At 60.2% G+C, this 18,025-nt stretch carries 13 protein-coding genes and 1 pseudogene; 6 read left to right on the top strand and 8 right to left on the bottom strand.

The annotated features are described in order from the left end of the window. Positions 1–193: 193 nt before the first annotated feature. Together AC3WJE_RS12985 and AC3WJE_RS12980 are read left to right on the top strand one after the other, a co-directional pair. Positions 194–1,807, top strand: a complete 1,614-nt coding sequence (locus tag AC3WJE_RS12985) for a sensor histidine kinase (protein ID WP_493731225.1) — start codon at positions 194–196, stop codon at positions 1,805–1,807. 93 nt (positions 1,808–1,900) lie between these two features. Next, complete coding sequence (locus AC3WJE_RS12980; protein ID WP_493731224.1) at positions 1,901–3,283, top strand: sigma-54-dependent transcriptional regulator; 1,383 nt, start codon at positions 1,901–1,903, stop codon at positions 3,281–3,283. A 71-nt stretch (positions 3,284–3,354) separates the two neighbouring features. Here AC3WJE_RS12980 and AC3WJE_RS12975 read toward each other — a convergent pair. Together AC3WJE_RS12975 and pilB are read right to left on the bottom strand one after the other, a co-directional pair. After that, positions 3,355–3,826, bottom strand: a pseudogene (locus AC3WJE_RS12975) (REP-associated tyrosine transposase). A gap of 161 nt (positions 3,827–3,987) precedes the next feature. Next, complete coding sequence (gene pilB / locus AC3WJE_RS12970) at positions 3,988–5,721, bottom strand: type IV-A pilus assembly ATPase PilB (protein ID WP_493731223.1); 1,734 nt, start codon at positions 5,719–5,721, stop codon at positions 3,988–3,990. Positions 5,722–5,869: 148 nt separating this feature from the next. On the opposite strand from pilB, the gene AC3WJE_RS12965 reads away from it, so the two are divergent. The 4 genes from AC3WJE_RS12965 to AC3WJE_RS12950 are packed head-to-tail and all read left to right on the top strand — an operon-like array spanning position 5,870 to position 10,298. Beyond that, positions 5,870–6,727: a glycosyltransferase family 2 protein gene (locus AC3WJE_RS12965; RefSeq protein ID WP_493731222.1), complete on the top strand. Its 858-nt coding sequence runs from the start codon at positions 5,870–5,872 to the stop codon at positions 6,725–6,727. 3 nt (positions 6,728–6,730) lie between these two features. Then, positions 6,731–8,107, top strand: coding sequence for a glycosyltransferase family protein (locus AC3WJE_RS12960; protein ID WP_493731221.1), 1,377 nt, complete (start codon positions 6,731–6,733; stop codon positions 8,105–8,107). After that, positions 8,107–9,351 carry a glycosyltransferase gene (locus tag AC3WJE_RS12955; RefSeq protein ID WP_493731220.1) on the top strand — a complete coding sequence of 415 codons (1,245 nt, stop codon included), beginning with the start codon at positions 8,107–8,109 and terminating at the stop codon, positions 9,349–9,351. Before AC3WJE_RS12960 ends, AC3WJE_RS12955 begins: the two co-directional genes overlap by 1 nt. Then, positions 9,348–10,298: a glycosyltransferase gene (locus AC3WJE_RS12950; protein ID WP_493731219.1), complete on the top strand. Its 951-nt coding sequence runs from the start codon at positions 9,348–9,350 to the stop codon at positions 10,296–10,298. Before AC3WJE_RS12955 ends, AC3WJE_RS12950 begins: the two co-directional genes overlap by 4 nt. Before the next feature lie 4 nt (positions 10,299–10,302). Here the strand turns inward: AC3WJE_RS12950 and AC3WJE_RS12945 are convergent, their stop codons facing one another. From AC3WJE_RS12945 to AC3WJE_RS12920, 6 genes are all read right to left on the bottom strand, one after another. Next, positions 10,303–11,199, bottom strand: a complete 897-nt coding sequence (locus tag AC3WJE_RS12945; RefSeq protein WP_493731218.1) for a glycosyltransferase family protein — start codon at positions 11,197–11,199, stop codon at positions 10,303–10,305. Positions 11,200–11,239: 40 nt separating this feature from the next. Next, on the bottom strand, positions 11,240–12,946 hold the full coding sequence (locus AC3WJE_RS12940; RefSeq protein ID WP_493731217.1) for an ABC transporter ATP-binding protein: 1,707 nt from the start codon (positions 12,944–12,946) through the stop codon (positions 11,240–11,242). A gap of 3 nt (positions 12,947–12,949) precedes the next feature. Beyond that, positions 12,950–14,764 carry a tetratricopeptide repeat protein gene (locus AC3WJE_RS12935; protein ID WP_493731216.1) on the bottom strand — a complete coding sequence of 605 codons (1,815 nt, stop codon included), beginning with the start codon at positions 14,762–14,764 and terminating at the stop codon, positions 12,950–12,952. Positions 14,765–14,811: 47 nt separating this feature from the next. Then, entirely contained in the window at positions 14,812–16,683 is a 1,872-nt protein-coding gene (locus tag AC3WJE_RS12930) for a hypothetical protein (protein ID WP_493731215.1), read from the bottom strand. A gap of 81 nt (positions 16,684–16,764) precedes the next feature. Continuing rightward, a complete protein-coding gene (locus AC3WJE_RS12925) occupies positions 16,765–17,160 on the bottom strand; it encodes a pilin (protein ID WP_493731214.1) in 396 nt (131 codons plus the stop codon). Between the two features lie 104 nt (positions 17,161–17,264). Continuing rightward, positions 17,265–17,675: a pilin gene (locus tag AC3WJE_RS12920; protein ID WP_493731213.1), complete on the bottom strand. Its 411-nt coding sequence runs from the start codon at positions 17,673–17,675 to the stop codon at positions 17,265–17,267. Between the last annotated feature and the right edge of the window lie 350 nt (positions 17,676–18,025).

Raw genomic sequence — 18,025 nt, 5'->3', positions numbered from 1 at the left:
TCCAACAGTCTCGACGATATTGTGGGAGGGACTCTGGGTGGCCTAGGGCCATCAGTCCCGACGAGCTGTACCGGCAAAGCGTCGGGACTCAAGTCCCTCCCACAAAAACCCAACCGCACCGGCCCACAGGTCAATCCCTGTCATTGCCGCGCCCTATACTCCGGGTCCCGCCAGCCAGAATGGGGATTCCGGCTTGTCACCCAGCGCATCGCTCATCGACCGGATCGAATCGGTCCCCCAGCGCGAACTCTATTTCTTCGCCCTGTACCGGGTGCTGGTCGCCGGACTGATCGCCGCGCTGGTATTCAGCCCGCTCGCCGCACTGGTCGGCGAACCGCGCCATCCCGAACTGGCCGACAACGTCACCATCAGCTACCTGCTGGTGGCCGTGCTGCTGCTGTTCTGGGGCCGCAACGAGCGTTGGTTGACGCTGATCGTGTTCGCCAGCGTGCTCACCGACATCCTCGCCGCCACGCTGGCGATCCACGCCTTGCCGAGCGCCAGCGCCGGCATCGCGATGATGTTGCTGTTCAACGTCGCCGCTGCGGCGATGCTGCTGCCGCTGCGATACGCACTGGGCATCGCCGCATTCGCCGGCACCGCCACCGTGTTGGAGTATGTGTGGACCCAACTGGACGGCGGCAACAGCGGCCGGACCTTGGGGGAGCTGGCGATGTTCGTCACCAGCTACCTGGCGCTGGCCTACTTCTGCCACCAGATCGGCCAGCGCGCCCGCAACAACCAGGCGCTGGCCGAACGACGCGGCGCGCAGGTCGCCAATCTGTACGAAGTCAACGAACTGATCATCCGCCGCATGCGTACCGGCGTGCTGGTGGTCGATACCCACAACCGCATCACCCTGGCCAACGAGGCGGCGACCACGCTGCTCGGCGATGCCGATGGCAACTCCGACAGCGGCCTGCTGGAACTGGCCAGCGCCGCGCCCGAGCTGGCCAGACGCCTGCAGCGCTGGCGCAACGGCTGGACCCAGGAAGAAGCGCCGCTGCAACTGTCCCCCGACCAGCCGGAAGTCCAGCCGCGCTTCGCCCGCCTGCTCGCCGACAGCGACTTGACCCTGGTCTTCCTCGACGACGCCACCGTGGTCTCGCGCCGCGCCGAATCGCTGACCCTGTCGGCGATGGGCCGCTTCTCGGCCAGCTTGGCGCACGAGATCCGCAATCCGCTGGCGGCGATCAACTACGCGGCGCAACTGCTGGAAGAGTCCAGCGTGATCGGCGAGGCCGACCGCCGCCTGCTGCAGATCATCACCCAGCAGTGCCAGCGCACCAACGGCATCGTCGAGAGCGTGCTCGGGCTGGCCCGACGCGAGCGCGCCAATCCCGAGAACCTGGACCTGGCCACGTTCGTACGCCGCTTCGTGCTGGAGTACCGGCAGACCCTGTCGATCGAAACCGACAGCCTGGAGGCGATCATCGGCCAGCCCAGCGTACAGGCGCTGGTCGATCCCCGACACCTGCACCAGATCCTCACCGCACTGGTCCACAACGCACTCAAGTACGGCCGCAGCATGGACGAGCCGGCCCGGGTCAGGCTGCGGGTGGCGGTGCAGGAGCGCAGTGCGGTGGTCGATGTGATGGATCGCGGCCCCGGCATTCCCGAGGTCGTGGCCGCGCAGTTGTTCCGCCCCTTCTTCACCACCTCCGAGCACGGCACCGGCCTGGGCCTGTACATCGCCCGCGAGCTGTGCCGGGCCAACCAGGCCCGTCTGGAGTACATCGCGGTTCCGGCCGGCGGTGCCTGCTTCCGGGTATCCCTGCCCGGCCCTCACACCCTGCTGCCGAATTGATGGCTGCCGCCTGGCCGGCTCGAAACGGACGCAGCAGGGCGTATTCACGCAAAATTTGTCGCAATCGGCCGCGTTGATCTATCTTCCACATCCATGAACGAAAGCCGAAGCGCCCTGGTTGTCGACGACGAACGCGACATCCGCGAATTACTGGTCCTCACCCTTGGGCGCATGGGCCTGCGCGTCAGCACCTCCGCCAATCTCGCCGAAGCCCGCGAGCTGCTGGGCAGCAAGCACTTCGACCTGTGCATCACCGACATGCGCCTGCCGGACGGCAACGGCATCGAGCTGGTCACCGAAATAGCGCGCAACTACCCGCAGACGCCGGTGGCGATGATCACCGCGTTCGGCAGCATGGATCTGGCGGTCGAGGCACTGAAAGCCGGCGCATTCGATTTCGTCAGCAAGCCCGTCGACATCCACATCCTGCGCGGCCTGGTCAAGCACGCACTCGAACTGAACAACAGCGAGCGCCCGGCCCCACCGCCTCCGCCGCCGGAACAGGCCAGCCGCCTGCTCGGCGACTCCGCGGCGATGGGCGCCCTGCGCGCCACCATCGCCAAGGTCGCACGCAGCCAGGCGCCGGTGTACATCCTCGGCGAGTCGGGCGTGGGCAAGGAGCTGGTCGCCCGCACCATCCACGAACAGGGCGCGCGCGGCGCCGGGCCCTTCGTCCCGGTGAACTGCGGCGCGATCCCGGCCGAGTTGATGGAAAGCGAGTTCTTCGGCCACAAGAGGGGCAGCTTCACCGGCGCCCACGCCGACAAGCCAGGCCTGTTCCAGACCGCCAGCGGCGGCACGCTGTTCCTCGACGAAGTCGCCGAGCTGCCCCTGCAGATGCAGGTCAAGCTGCTGCGCGCGATCCAGGAGAAGTCGATCCGCCCGGTCGGCGCATCGATCGAAGTCCCGGTGGACGTGCGCATCCTGTCGGCCACGCACAAGGATCTGGGCGAACTGGTCAACGACGGCCGTTTCCGCCACGACCTGTACTACCGCATCAACGTGATCGAGCTGCGCGTACCGCCGCTGCGCGAACGCGGCAACGACCTGCCCCAGCTGGCGGCATCGATCCTGGCCCGCCTCGCACGCGGCCAGGGTCGCCCGATCCCGCTGCTCTCACCGTCCGCGCTCGACGCGCTGGACCGCTACACCTTCCCAGGCAACGTGCGCGAACTGGAAAACATCCTCGAACGCGCCCTGGCCCTGGCCGAAGACGACCAGATCGGCGCCAGCGACCTGCGCCTGCCCCAGCACAACGGCACGCGCACGCCGGCCGGCCAAATCGAGCCCGCGGAAGCCGTGATCGATATCGACCCCACGGCCGCCGCCCTGCCCTCATACATCGAGCAGCTCGAACGCGCCGCGATCCAGAAAGCACTGGAAGAAAACCGCTGGAACAAGACCCGCACCGCGGCCCAGCTGGGCATCACCTTCCGCGCGCTGCGCTACAAGCTGAAAAAGCTCGGAATGGACTGACTTCCATCGTAGGAGCGGCGTAAGCCGCGAAGAGCTTTCCCGAGAAAGCCCCATCGCGGCTTACGCCGCTCCTACAACCACACGGCATCCCAGTACGGATAGTCACCCGGTTTTCTCACCAGACCGGCACGAACTGGATTCAAGACCAGATAGCGTGCGCACCCGGGCAGATCCTCATCGGCGCGCAACGCATGATCGTGGAAGCCCCGGGCCCATATCGGCCGCCGCGCACTCGCCGGCAACGCACGAGCCGAATTGGCCTTCACTCTGCTCAACAACTGCGATAAGGGCTCGCCCCCCCCCCAACTGGACGAGTCCATGCCAGTGGTCAGGCATCAACACCCAGGCAAGTAACCGGGACGACGCCCACAATCGTCTGTCCGTCACCGCACGCGCACAAGCCACCGCATGTGAGCCGACAGCAAACAAGGGCCGACGCCCCCTGGTCGTGAACGTCACCAGATAGACCTGCCCAGGCAACGAAAACCGTCCCCGCCGCAACGCGGCCTGCCCCGGCCCCGTCTTCCCATCCCATGCGCTCATGCATCAAGACTGGCGTCGCCCTCCTCCAACATCCATCGCCTAGACGCCAACATTCGCTACAGAAAACCCCGCATCCCATCGTAGGAGCGGCGTAAGCCGCGAAAGAGCTTTCCCGAGAAAGCCCCATCGCGGCTTACGCCGCTCCTACACGTCGAGGGACATCAATCCTTCGTAACGCGATTGATCTCGGCCAGACCGGTAACACCGTTCAACACCTTCAGCAGTGCCGACTTGCGCAAGTCGTTGATACCGATCCGCTGCGCCGCCTCGGCGATGTGCAGCGCGTTGCCGCCGGCCAGCACGATCGTGGCGATGTCATCGCTCATCGGCATCACCTGATAGATGCCGGTACGTCCCTTGTAGCCCTCGGTGCACTCATCGCAACCGACCGGCTCGTACAGGTCGAAGCCCTTCTCGATCTGCTCCAGCGTGAAGCCCTCGGCCAGCAGCGCATTGGTCGGCAACTCCACCTTGCGCCGACAATGCGTACACAGCCGCCGCGCCAGACGCTGCGCGATCACCAACGTCACCGACGAGGTGATGTTGTACGGCGCGATGCCCATGTTCATCAGACGCGCGATGGTCTGCGGCGCATCATTGGTATGCAGCGTGGACAGCACCATGTGACCGGTCTGCGCTGCCTTGATCGCGATTTCCGCCGTCTCCAGGTCGCGGATTTCGCCGACCATGATGATGTCCGGATCCTGGCGCAGGAACGAGCGCAGCGCAGCGGCGAAGGTCATGCCGCGCTTGTTGTTCTGCTGCACCTGATTCACGCCCGGCAGGCGGATTTCGACCGGATCCTCGGCGGTGGAGATGTTGCGGGTCTCGTCGTTGAGAATGCCCAGCGCCGTGTACAGCGACACCGTCTTGCCCGAACCGGTCGGGCCTGTCACCAGCACCATGCCGTACGGCTTGTGGATCGCATCTAGAAACAGCTTCTGCTGGTCGGGCTCGTAACCGAGCTTGTCGATACCAAGCTTGGCCGCGCTGCCGTCCAGGATACGCAGCACGATCTTCTCGCCGAACAAGGTCGGCAACGTGCTGACGCGGAAGTCGATCTGCTTGGTCTTGGACAGGTTGAGCTTGATGCGACCGTCCTGCGGCACGCGCTTCTCGGCGATGTCCAACTGCGACATCACCTTCAAACGCGCCGCCATCCGGTCCTTCAGCTTCACCGGCGCCTTGGCCACCTGCTTGAGCAGGCCATCGATGCGGAAGCGGACACGGTAGTCCTCTTCGTACGGCTCGAAATGAATGTCCGAGGCCCCTCGGCGGATCGCATCCACCAACACCTTGTTGATGAACTTGACTACGGGCGTGTCATCGCCCTTGGCGTCGATGCCCGCATCGCCGCCCGCCCCCATGTCCTCATCGCCGGCCGCGACGTCGAGGTTTTCGATGCCCTCCTCATCGTCCCCCAGCGCCGCACCCAAGGCGCTGTTGCTGGACTGCCACTGCTCCAACGTCCGCCGGATCTGGTCCTCATCGACCAGGATCGGCTCCACCGTCAGATTGGTATGGAACTTGATGTCGTCCAGCGCCCGGGTCTGGGTAGGGCTGCTGACCCCGACAAACAGCCTGTTGCCGCGCTTGAACAGGGGAAGCACCTGGTGCTTCTGCAGCAGCTCCTCGCTGACCAGCTTGATCGCACTCTGGCTGGCATCGAAGACCGAAACATCCAGTAACGGCATGCCGAACTCGACCGAATTCGCCGCCGCCAACTGCGCCGCGGTAGCCAGCTTCTTGTCGGCGAACCATTGCGGCAGCGGCACTTTGGCCCCGGCCGCCTGATCCATGGCGACGCGCGCGGCTATCTCGTCCAGCACCCCGTCCTGAACCAGGCGACGAGCGATACCGGTGATCCCGACCAGATTCGAGGTAAGGGCATTCATCTTCGATCCAATTTCCCCAAGTTCCGGGCCAAAGACTACTGCAAATCACCCAAGATCTCCCTCTCCCCGGCCCCTTACCGTCAGGCTGGGCACTGACTATCAGCGCCTATGGCAGTACCATTCCAGCGGGGAAAACTGGGGACACAGATTGGACCGTATCAGCATCATCCTTCCCGCCAAGAACGAAGCGGAAGGGCTTCTTCGCACGCTCCCAGCACTTCGGGCCCAATTTCCGACTGCCGAATTGATCGTGGTGGACGACGGCTCCACCGATCAAACCGCCGAAGTCGCAGCCAGCCATGGCGCACGCGTGCTGAGCAGCCCTTACTCGATGGGAAACGGAGCCGCCATCAAGCGTGGCGCCCGCGCAGCCAGCGGCGACATCCTGGTATTCATGGATGCGGACGGGCAGCACGATCCCGCCAGCATTCCATCGTTGCTGACCAAGCTTGGCGAGGGCTACGACATGGTGGTCGGTGCCCGCGATGGCGATGGTCAGGCGAACTTCCATCGCGGCGCAGCCAATACTTTCTATAACTGGCTGGCGAGCCGCATGACGGGCTTCACGATCAAGGACCTGACCTCTGGCTTCCGTGTCGCACGCGCCGAACGTTTCCGTGAATTCCTGCACCTGCTACCCAACGGCTTCAGCTACCCGACCACGAGCACAATGGCGTTCTTCCGCAGCGCCTACCCCGTTGCCTATGTTCCAATTTCCGTCGCGCGGCGCGTCGGTAATGGCAGCCACATTCGACCGATCAAGGACGGCATCCGTTTCCTGCTGATCATTTTCAAGATCGCGACGCTTTATTCGCCCTTGAAGCTGTTCGCTCCAATCGCGGCCACCTTTTTCCTTATCGGGCTTGGTTACTACGGTTATACCTTCGCCACCATGCACCGCTTCACCAACATGAGTACCTTGCTATTCAGCGCGGCGGTGATCATTTTCCTGATAGGCCTAATTTCTGAGCAGATCACCAACCTGACCTACCTGCGGGCGGACTGAACGATGTCCATCAAACTTCCAGCCCACAGGAAAACGCCCCGAGCATGGTTGATCATCATTGCCTGCAGCGTGCTGGCATTGGCACTTCGCCTGTACTACGTCAATGTCACGATCGTTGACCACCCGATCCGGGGCGATGCGAGCGCCTATTTCGCCTACGCCTGGAACCTCCTTCACGACCACGTGTTCTCGCAGGTCTTCCCGGGCGATGGTCCACCTGTGGCTGACAGTTACCGGGATCCGGGTTATCCACTACTGATGGCAACAGTGATGCGCCTGATGGGGGCTGAAGGCGAAGATTGGTATTGGTCCCTGCTCAACCTGCAAGCACTGCTGGGCGCCGCGACGATCTTCCTGGCACTGGCGCTGGGCCGCCGCTGGTTGTCCTGGCCCTGGCTTGCGATGGTTGGCGTGCTGATGGCGATCTGGCCTCATTCGATCACGTCAACCAGCTACCTGCTGACCGAAACGCTGTGTGGATTCCTCGCGACCTTGGGTATCATCCTGATCTCGCTTCCTGCCGCCAGGAACCAAGTGGTTGCGTTTGCCGCAGGCCTAGTGCTCGGCATGGCGGGATTAACCAACGCCATCCTGCTGCCATTCGGCCTAATTCTGGCGAGCTGCCTCGCCATTTCCAGGGCATTGCCGCGCAATGCGGTCTTGATGCTCTTGCTGGGATCATTGCTGCTGCCCGGAATCTGGGCAGTGCGTAATGCCAACCTGCCGGTGGTGGCAAACGCTACGACCGCCACGTCCACAGGCCGGGCCCTGCAGAACTTCGTGCAGGGTTCGTGGCCGGAATATCACGATGCCTGGCGGCAACGCCTGCACGGCGATCCCGAAGCCACCGAGGTTATACGCAGGATCGACGAGGAGGTCAGCGGAGTGGTGACTGCCCCTTCCCGCGGCATGCAGACCGTCGTTCAACGATTGACCTCGAACCCATTGCATTACCTCGGCTGGTACGCACGCAAGCCGATGCTGTTCTGGGGATGGAGCATCCGCATCGGCGCGGGTGATGTCTTCATTTATCCCGTGGATTCATCCCCCTATCTCTCCAGCACTCCCTTTATGCTGATGTCCGCATTGGCGCACGCCCTCAATCCGTGGATATTTCTGTGCGCCTTCTTTTTCTGTTGTCTGACGCTCACCCGACCCGCCATGCGAAATGAGGACAGACTCCCTAGCGTGATATTGCTGCTCTACGTCACTGCCATTTACTGGCTGCTGCAATCCGAGCCGCGTTATTCGATCCCGTTCCGACCGCTTCAGCTTCTTGCAGCGGTGACGATGCTGGCCTGTCTGTGGCAACACGTACTCCATTGGCGGCACAGCCGCGAAGGGAGACCAATTGCCAACGCTTCCGTACAGGATGCGTGATGGCATCCACCTCGCCAGAAGATCGGCGGCCTTGCGTACTGGTCCTCACTTCAACCTACCCGCGCTGGCTGGGCGATCCTGAGCCCGGCTTCGTCCATGAACTCAGCAAACGCCTGGCTCAATCATTCCGCGTGATCGTGATTGGCCCACACGCACCGGGCGCTCCGCCACATGAAATTCTCGAAGGTGTCGAGGTAATCCGTTATCGCTACGCGCCAGCACGGCTGGAGACGCTGGTCAACGACGGCGGCATCGTCACCAATCTGCGCAACCACAAGTGGAAGATGTTGCTGGTACCCAGCTTCGTATTCATGCAGGCATGGCATGCGTGGCGACTCATTCGCGACCAGGAAGTTGACGTCATCCATGCCCATTGGCTGATCCCACAAGGGTTGATCGCTGCACTCTTACGAATGCTGCCCGGCTGCAAGGTCCCCTTCGCGGTCACGTCGCATGGCGCGGACCTGTATGCACTGAAGGGCCGCGTCCTGGACTCATTGAAACGATTCGTGACGCGGCACGCGGGTGCAGTCACGGTAGTCAGCGGTGCAATGCTGGAAAAACTCAAATCCATCCGCGCCTATACCTCCCGAGCACGGGTAATGCCGATGGGCGTGGATATGGCAGAGCGGTTCACTCCAAACGAAGCAGTCGTGCGTTCGGAAAGAGAAATCCTGTTCGTGGGACGCCTGGTGGAAAAGAAGGGGGTCCGCTACCTGCTGGACGCCATGCCCACCGTCTTGCACAGCTTTCCCGATGCGCGCCTGATCATCGCCGGCTTTGGCCCGGAAGCGGAGGCATTGCAAGCACAGACAACCAAACTTGGCCTGACCCACGCGGTTTCTTTTCTTGGTGCCGTACCACAAGCCAACTTGCCGAAGTTGTACCGCAGGGCTTCCCTCCTTGTGGCACCCTTCGTGCAGGCACGCATGGGCGATCAAGAAGGCCTCGGACTCGTCTTGCTGGAAGCGCTTGGATGCGGCTGCCCGATACTTGCGGGCGATGTACCAGCGCTAGCCGAAGTCCTGGGAAAAGACTTCGACGAGATGGCTGTGACCGCCACCGATGTTGAAGGCCTTGGAGATCGCATCGTCGAAGCACTTGCTTCTCCGGACCACATTCGCAAGCGCGCCACGCAATTGCGGCAAGTGCTAGCCATCAGGTTCGACTGGTCGAACGTGGCATTCCACTACGTGGATCTTTTCTGCAGGATTCGCGAAGCGGATGCAGAGGTCAAGGGATGAGTGAGCAGCCCCCCCCTTCATTGGCGACCGTCACGGTTACCTATCACCCAGACGCCGGCTTGTTGCTTTCCCAGCTATCGGCGCTGCCTGCCAATGCAAGGAAGATCGTCGTGGACAACGGCACCCCCGTACACGAATGGGATCCAACACGACATCAACTTGAAGGCCTAGAGGGCATCGAAGTTCTAAGGCTTGACCAGAATCTCGGCCTTCCCGCAGCCCTGAACAAGGGCATTGCCTACTTATCGAGAACGGGCGAAGAGCCGTTCGTGCTTTTGCTGGACCAAGACAGCGAACCCGCTCATGGCGCTGCGGAAACAATGATCAAGGCCTTCTGCGCGCTGGAAGCAAGCGGATGCAAGGTCGGCGCAATAGGGCCGGCACTACTCGATCCTTTCACAGGCCTCCATCACGGCTTCCATGTGCAGACGACATTGAGATGGAAGAGAATTTTCCCAGCAGACAGCACCCCCCCGGTTCATTGCGCAAGTTTGAACGGCAGCGGCACACTCATGCGCATCGAAACATGGCACACGCTAGGTGGCCTGGACGAAAGCATGTTCATCGATCACGTGGATACAGAATGGTCGTTCCGCTTGCGGGCCGCTGGCTATGGATTATGGGGAATTCCCTCGGCGAAGTTCGTGCATCGGATGGGCAACGCGAGCATCCGATTCTGGGCCTTTGGCTGGCGCCTGTGGCCGTCACGCTCGCCGCAGCGGCACTATTATCTATTCCGAAACGCGGTCTTGCTGATACGGCGGAAATACGTACCTCGCGTATGGAAAGCGTGGGCGATCTTGAAGTTAGCGTTGACCTTCAGCGTACAAGGCATCTACGATCCAGCGCGCACCAGACAGTGGGCATGCATGTGGCGCGGAGTGAAGGATGGTTTCGAATTGAAGCCGTTCCGCAAGATGCCCGACAAGAATCGTACGCCTGATTAACGATTTATTTCGTTGATTCAAAAGAGCGATCGGGGCTCCACTTTCCGTATCGGCCGCGGACATGATCAGCCGCCCCCGCCAACATCGCGTGCAGCTTTCGCTTCTTGTCGCGTTCCATCAGCAAAACCTTTGCGAAGGTGACAGCGATCATCAGCAGATATGGCCTGGGGAAGTCCTTGAACTCCGAACGCAGATACAAAAGGCTTCTAGTGATGTAGTACTTGCGTATCCAGCCGTGGTTCCGGGCTTTGATCTTCAGGCCAAGTGCATCTATTGAGATGGGATCGCCAATCGTATGCCCAATATGTACACCATGATTGACCACGATCCCCTTACCCGCCCGTCGGAGCCGGAAGCAGAAATCCATATCCACTCCATCAATGAAAAGAGCCTCGTTGAATCCGCGTATTTCCTTCCATGCAGAAAGCTTCAGAATGCCGCCCGACGTGATGGTAGCGTCGCACTCCTCAAGCCTTGGAAGGCATGGATCCTGACGTTCTTCCGCATAGTGTGGTCCAACGATCGAGACCGCCGGATCCTCCATCAAATGACGTGCCTCAACGATATGAGTGCGGATTTGATCGACAGCAAAATGACTATCCTGGTCCATCGTCATCGCAAAACGCCAGCCATGATCCAAAGCCATGGCGCAGCCCTTGTTGAGGGCAGCCGCGATACCGATGTTCTCACCGAGACCGCAATAAGAGACGCCGGGCAATTCAGACAGCAAAGTGGCATTATCCGCATCCGAATTGTCAATGACGACCACGGCCCCAACTTCGTCAAGATAGGATTTAATATTCTCGACGAAGCCCATTTCCGGATTGAACCAGATCACGATGGCCACTATGTCATTCGCTGCGCGTGGCTTGTTCATCGGGAACCCATACTCCTTGATCATGGCGAAATTTTCAGTGCCCCACTTGTTCGAAGCACTCCGCCTAGCCGATGTCTATAACCATGCCGCAGGCGCCGAGCGACGACTGCCTATGCGTGATGACAATGATGGTTTTCCGGCTCGCCAGATGACGGATGGCGTTATCCAGACTTTCCTCTGTCTGCATGTCAAGCGCACTTGTGGCTTCGTCCATGAACAGCACGGGGGGGTCTCGATACAGCGCCCTGGCTATCCCGAGACGCTGGCGCTGCCCACCTGAAAGCCGTATGCCGCGCTCGCCAATCTCGGTATCGTATCCTTGCACAAGCTCGCCGACGACGAACTCGTGGATTTGCGCGGAACGCGCCGCGCGCTCGACAGCCTTCATGTCGATCCTTTCTTTCCTTACACCGAAAGCAATGTTCTGAGCCACGCTGGCATCGGCAAGAAAGATGTGCTGAGGTACGTAGCCGATGGCACGCTGCCAAGCCGCAATATTGCTGGCATCGATCTCCACGCCATCGACGCTCAACATCCCCTCATTGGGGCGAAGCAGTCCCAGCAGCAAGTCCATCAGTGTGCTCTTGCCAGCACCGCTCTTGCCGATGATACCGACGCTGGTATTGGCGGGAACGACCAGGTCAAAGCCATCAAATATCCATTTTTCTGGCGCGGAAGGATAGGCATAGCGAATACCCTGCAGCCGAATTTCTCGCAGCGGTGCCAGTACTGACGTGGTCGTAACTACCGGCTCGTCCGGCAGCGTCAGGTCATCGTGGATGGATCGCAGCGCCGACGACGATATGCGTAGTTTGGCGAAGCCACGATACATAATCTGCGCCGCCGGCAGCATCCGATACGCAGCGAATCCATACAGACCCAATGCTGGCAATACATGGGCGATATCGTTCGTACGCAGCAACAACACCAATGCGACAACAATCAGCATGCTGTAGCCGGTCGCTTCGACCAGATACAGCGGCGACTGGCTGAGCGTGTCGTTGGTCGCCATGTGGCGCGAATAAAGCCTCGATGCCGCATCGAATTGCCCTTCGTACGCCGATGCCGAATGAGTGATCTTCACGTCCTTGATGCCGCCCAGCGCCTCGTTGGCGGCCTGATAGCGCCGGCCATTCGCCACTTGCAACTCGCTACCAATCAGTGCCAAACGCCTGCGCACCAAACCGTAGATGACGCCGTACAGCAGACCCAGTGCGGCGACAATGCAGACTGCGGTCGACGGGTCGTAGCAGAAGATCAACAATGCCATCGCCGCAACTACCGTACCCTGCGCAACCAATTGCGACAGCGGGTGGATCAGATCGAACAACAACTGGTCGACCTCGGACAGCACGTTCTTGCCGAGGATCGACGAATTGCGGGCCAGGAAGAATTCGTAGGGCTGATGCAGATAGTGCGACAGCAGTCGTGAACTGATCGAATGCCGCTCCAGATGCACGAAGCGGTTCAATACGTGCAAGGTCACTGTCTTGAACGCCGATGACGCAACCACACTAACGATGGAAGCAACACCGAGCACGAGTATGAAACCGCGCGTATCGTGGACGCCGGAACGCTCATAGAGCGAACGCAGCAACGGATTCTCATGGATTATCGCCGACCGCCCCAGCACCGACAGGAATGGCATGATCGACAGCACCCCCAGCGTCTCAGCGATCGCCATTCCTATTACCAGCAGCAGCATCACCACCGCCTTGCGTTTTTCCGGCGCAGTGAAGAGCGACCAGATCCTGGGCAGGTCTGCGAGCATGATCTATAGAGACTCGGAGCGGGAATAGGGCCCTGGCTCGATAGAGTGCCCATCTCGCTCTAGCGCTCCCTCATCGTGCTGGGCGCTTTTACCAGACGTAGGCAGCATCTGCTCCAACGTTTGTCGGATGCCTTGCTTTTCCTTGTAGGACGGTGCCATCTCAACCGCAAGCAGCCCTTCTTGCTCGGCCCCTTCATGCCGCCCCTGTTTCGCCAAACTAAGGGCCAGCAGGAAACGGACGTTGTATTCCATGGGCTCGAGAACGATGGCTTGCCGCAAATATTTTTCTGCCTCGGCTGGATGATTCGTCTGCAACGCCAATTGCCCCCGGTTACGCAAATAAAACAGTCGCATCTGCCCATCCTGAAGACTCGGCGAGTTCTCGATCCGTCCAAGCAATGTGTTTGCCGATTCGTTGTCTCCTTCGCGCAATGCAAGGAGGGCCGCGTTCAGCACGCAGTTGTCACAAGCGATATTATGATCGGCCAGATACCTGACCACGGCGAAAGCCTTCGCTATCTCTCCAATGGAAATGTAGGCACTCAACCGATTGTTCTGGGCAACGCTATCCTGCGGATACTTCATTGCCGCCCATTCCCACAGTTTCACGTTATCCGACCACAAAGGCAGCGTAACGCGCACGTTCATCACTGCCCCAGCCAGCCAAACTAGCGCCAATAATCCGCTGCCAACAACGAATAGTCGTTTGCCAGCAAGCCATGCAGGCAGCCCCCCGAGTACCGCCGGCAGCAGGCTGCATACCAGCGACAACGCGGTAGTGGCATAGCGATCATGGTACAGGCTATCGTCGAATCGAGTAGGCAGTAGCTGCATGACCGGCACTAGACAGATACTGGCCACCACTACCAGCGCGGCGGTCAGCGAACGCCGCCCCAGCAACGCCCAGAGTGCCCATCCCAAGATTCCGATGACCAGCGCGCAATGCCACACCACCGTCGCCAGCGGGCGACCGAACGTGAACGCATCCCAAGGATGAATCGGACTCAACCCGACGACGACACCCAGCATCATTTGCCAATAGCGCAGGAACAGGAAACTGCTCCGATGCAGATACTCTGCCAACGGCGGCATAGGTACCAAGAAACCGGCAACCACTTGGCTACCCAGCGCCCAGTGCCTAAGCGATAGATACCCCACCCCTGCGAGCAGGATCGCAGCATAGCTAGGCCAACGTTCCCGAAACATCCTGGCCAACCGTCGAAGCGCCCCCCCCTGCCCGTCATAGGCCGGATCCAGCCAATCCAGGATGACCAGCAGTATAGGGAAGCAAACCGCCGATTCCTTGGTGAGGGCCGCCAACAGGAAGCACAACCCAACAGCCCCTGCACGCCACCAACGTTGTCGCAACCACATGGCCAGGCACAACCCTGCCAAGGTGCATAAGGTCTGCACTAGATCGAACTGGCAACCGATCCAAGTCACCGTCTCGACCAGGATCGGGTGCAGACCGAAGGCCAATCCAGCCAGCGCAACAACCACCGCAGGAGCCGGACATTGCTGACGCCGGGTAATCAACCGGGCCAGCAACATCACCAATGCGACGTTGATCAGGTGTATTCCCAACGATACCGCATGCATCGGTCCGGGCTGGCCATCTCCCAATCGCACTTCCAGCGTGAACAGCGCCACCACCAGCGGGCGGAAATAGATCTGCCAGCCATTGAAGCCGCGAAAAACATAGTCGAGCCATGCTTGGCCATGACGTAACCAGGCCATATCCTGAAAATCGATCAGATCATCCCAAACGAAGCCGGCCTCGAGCACTGGCCAATACACAATCGCAACGACGAGCAGCACGAGGCAAATCCAACCTACCAACAGCCCCCCCTCCTTTCGCATAGCAATCATGGCGAGGTGGACTCACTATTCATCGTTGCCACACCATTCGCCGACCAATAGCCAAGTCTCATACCTTCCTGCCTGACGATGACAGCCTGCTCGACGTGCCCATCTCGCTCCAGCACCGTCAAGAGTTGCAATGCGTAGGTTTTGTTGCCATGCGTGCGCTCGACCGCCTTGGTAAACAGCAGATTGGCAGCGGGCATGTCAGTCAGATCGTTGATCGCCACGTCGCCCAACTGAGCCAGAACTTCGGGAGACAGGCCATTGCGCCTTGCCAGGATCAACCCTGCGTCCACCACCCTGCGCGGATCGATCGGCAAGCCTTCGTTGAGTGGCCGGATCAGCCCACTGACCGCTAGGTTCTGCTGCACGGAAACAGGCTGGGACGCAAGTTTGCGCAGCATTCCGCCCCACCAGACCGGATCGGTCGGCTCTCCGGTAGTGGCTGCCATGATGATCAAGCCCTGCTCCGGTAACGCGGATGCACCAGGGAGCGCAGCAGCACGGAGGAACTCACGCCTGCCAAAATCGTAGAACGGCGAGCGTGGATTCCCCCCGGACATACCCACATACAACGTCGCTAAATCACTGGCCGCACGCGGTGAATCGGGATTCTTGTCCACCAAGTCCATCGCCATATGCAGCGGATCGCCCCAAACCGCCGCTCGGATCGTCGCCATACCACCAAAGGCCAGGATCACTATCCCGACGATAACTGCCTTTATGCATGAATCCTGTGACACCGGAATCCGGCGTAACAAATCGGCTACCGCCAGCAACACCCCCAGCACCGCAAAATAATTGCGATGCTCGAACACCAACTCCAGATTGAACACGTTGCTGGTCAGCAGGTGCGCAGCAAAAAACCAGAGCACGCCAAGGCTGAATATAGGCATCCGTCGACGCAGCGTGACAGCACTGATCAGTAGCGCTGCCAGCAACAACCCGCCGAACAAAGTGGTCGGCGGCGACAGCAGTCCGATCGAGACCGGGTAGTTGTCGTAGTAGAACGTCATCAAGCTTGGCAACGGCAGCAGGATCTGGCCAAGGTACAGCGGCAGCACCCGCAACTGGCTCAGCAGACGCTGGCCAACACTGAAGTCGCGCCCATCGAAGGCATGCGGCGCCAGATAGGTCGGCAAGATCCAACCGAGAAATATAGCTAGACCAACGACAAGTCCAACTGCATACCCCCAACGCAGCAATCGTGAAGTCAACGGCGGTGCGCGAAAGCCCAGTACCGTCAATTCCAGTACCAGAGCGAAGCAAGGGAACAATGCTGCCGTCTCCTTCGCCAACAGCCCCAGTGCACCTAGCAGCCAGGAAACCGCCAGCCAGATCCACTGTCGGCGTTCGCAAATGTCAGCGGTACGCGCATGCAGATAGACAAGCAGGCCCAGCAGAATGAAGCTCAGCGCCAGCATCTCCATGCGCTGCACCACGTACAACACGGTAGACACCTGCAGTGGATGCACCGCCCACAGCAGCGCGATGGCCCAGGGCGCATAACGGCCCCAGCGGCCAACTTCGGCCAGAGCCAACAATCTCGACAGTAGCAGGTATACCAGCACTGCATTGAGCAGATGCACGCCCAGGCTGGTCAACTTATAGAGATAGGGTTGTTTGCCTGCAACGTAGTAGTCCAGCGCGAAACTCATCGTCGCCAGCGGCCGGCCGATGCTGCCGGGCTCATAACCACTCAACGCCATCTCGATGCCTGGCCAATTCAGTGTCTGCAGGTGGACACGCGGATTGGTGACGATATTGGGATAGTCGTCGAAGATGAAATCGCCATGCATGCCGGGCCAAAACACCGTTGCAGTCAAGGCCAGCAGGAGCAACCATAGGGCTGCCTGTCGAAGTCGTGAGGTCATGAAACCGGCATGAAAAAAAGAGGTATAACAACGCCTTCCCTATGCTCGGCGAAGGCACCCCAATACCGGAGTGGATGCTTATTAGCTACACCCATCCGGCCGATATTTTTCGTCCACCGCACTGGCATCACAACTCCATATACCACTGGACGTACGATTGAGCTGCAAGGTTTTGCCGCTCACCTGCGGATTGCCATTAAGCTCACAGGCGATGTAGCCCGTATCCGACGAGTCCATGCTGATCAGGCTACAACGCGCAGTTGAGGTCTTCAGGCCGATGTCGCCGACATCGAACGATGTCTCGCCCTCTGCGATTAGCTTGGCCTCGAAGGTAGCCCGGCCAGGGGCAATATCAGCCAGCCCCGCAGTGACCTGTGAGCGGGCTACGTAATCCTGATACATCGGCAGCGCGATGGCAGCCAAGATGGCGATGATCGCGACCACGATCATCAGCTCAATCAGCGTGAAGCCCTTCATACTCCGCATGCCCCCTCCCCCCTGTCGAGAGCACATCCCCGAGAACTAAGGAGCCCCGGCCATGACCGGGGCTCCCGCCGAATGCTACGGATCCCCAATGAGGATCAGGTGCAGCCGGTAGGCTTGTACTTGTCCGCAACACTCGAGCTGCATTTCCAGTTACCCGAAGTACCACGCGTCAGCGTAACATTCGAACCGCTGACCTTTGGATTGCCCTTCAGCGCACAAACGATCGTCTGGTTACTGGTGTCGCTGAAAGCACCCGTTACGGAAACGCCGCAACGGGCAGTGGAGCTCTGCAGACCGACAGAGTCGGTCGTCGCCGTACCGGTGCTGCCGCGCTGAATGGTTTCTTCAAATGCAGTCACACCACCACGGATATCAGCCAAGCCAGCAGTGACCTGCGAGCGGGCCACATAGTCCTGATACATCGGCAGCGCAATAGCGGCCAAGATGGCGATGATCGCGACCACGATCATCAGTTCGATCAGCGTGAAGCCTTGCTGCTTCTTCATGAGACATCCCCTAGAGGTTTGGTTTGAAACGAAGTTGATACTCGAGTCGGGTGTCCAGGCGACCCAGCCACCCTCGATGGAGCGACATGCACTGGTACACATAGCAGATTACGCGCCAAATCCCGGCACTTCCCCCACTACTCCCCGACGCAGATGATGCGCAGCATCCTCTTGGATTGGAAGCCCCTATCTACTGCTTTTGAGACGCAAACGCCCCCAAGCCCCTGGGCGGCAGAATGTGACGCAAATGGTCACTCTCATCTAAGCTAAAAATGTAGCGTGACGCGCAGCACGCTTGCCCGTTGGGGAGGTGCCACACATTCAAGAACCCGCTACCATGCGGCAATTCC

This window comes from Pseudomonas sp. GW821-FHT07E12, assembly GCF_058986605.1.
The sequence above is the reverse complement of the archived record's forward strand: the minus strand, read 5'-3'. Positions and strand labels throughout refer to the sequence as shown.

What these genes read in the sequence shown, in the direction of transcription:
- AC3WJE_RS12980 (WP_493731224.1), top strand. Translation starts at nt 1,901, where the DNA reads ATGAACGAAAGCCGAAGCGCCCTGGTTGTCGACGACGAACGCGACATC.
- pilB (WP_493731223.1), bottom strand. Translation starts at nt 5,721, where the DNA reads ATGAATGCCCTTACCTCGAATCTGGTCGGGATCACCGGTATCGCTCGT.
- AC3WJE_RS12960 (WP_493731221.1), top strand. Translation starts at nt 6,731, where the DNA reads ATGTCCATCAAACTTCCAGCCCACAGGAAAACGCCCCGAGCATGGTTG.
- AC3WJE_RS12955 (WP_493731220.1), top strand. Translation starts at nt 8,107, where the DNA reads ATGGCATCCACCTCGCCAGAAGATCGGCGGCCTTGCGTACTGGTCCTC.
- AC3WJE_RS12950 (WP_493731219.1), top strand. Translation starts at nt 9,348, where the DNA reads ATGAGTGAGCAGCCCCCCCCTTCATTGGCGACCGTCACGGTTACCTAT.
- AC3WJE_RS12945 (WP_493731218.1), bottom strand. Translation starts at nt 11,199, where the DNA reads ATGATCAAGGAGTATGGGTTCCCGATGAACAAGCCACGCGCAGCGAAT.
- AC3WJE_RS12940 (WP_493731217.1), bottom strand. Translation starts at nt 12,946, where the DNA reads ATGCTCGCAGACCTGCCCAGGATCTGGTCGCTCTTCACTGCGCCGGAA.
- AC3WJE_RS12930 (WP_493731215.1), bottom strand. Translation starts at nt 16,683, where the DNA reads ATGACCTCACGACTTCGACAGGCAGCCCTATGGTTGCTCCTGCTGGCC.
- AC3WJE_RS12925 (WP_493731214.1), bottom strand. Translation starts at nt 17,160, where the DNA reads ATGAAGGGCTTCACGCTGATTGAGCTGATGATCGTGGTCGCGATCATC.
- AC3WJE_RS12920 (WP_493731213.1), bottom strand. Translation starts at nt 17,675, where the DNA reads ATGAAGAAGCAGCAAGGCTTCACGCTGATCGAACTGATGATCGTGGTC.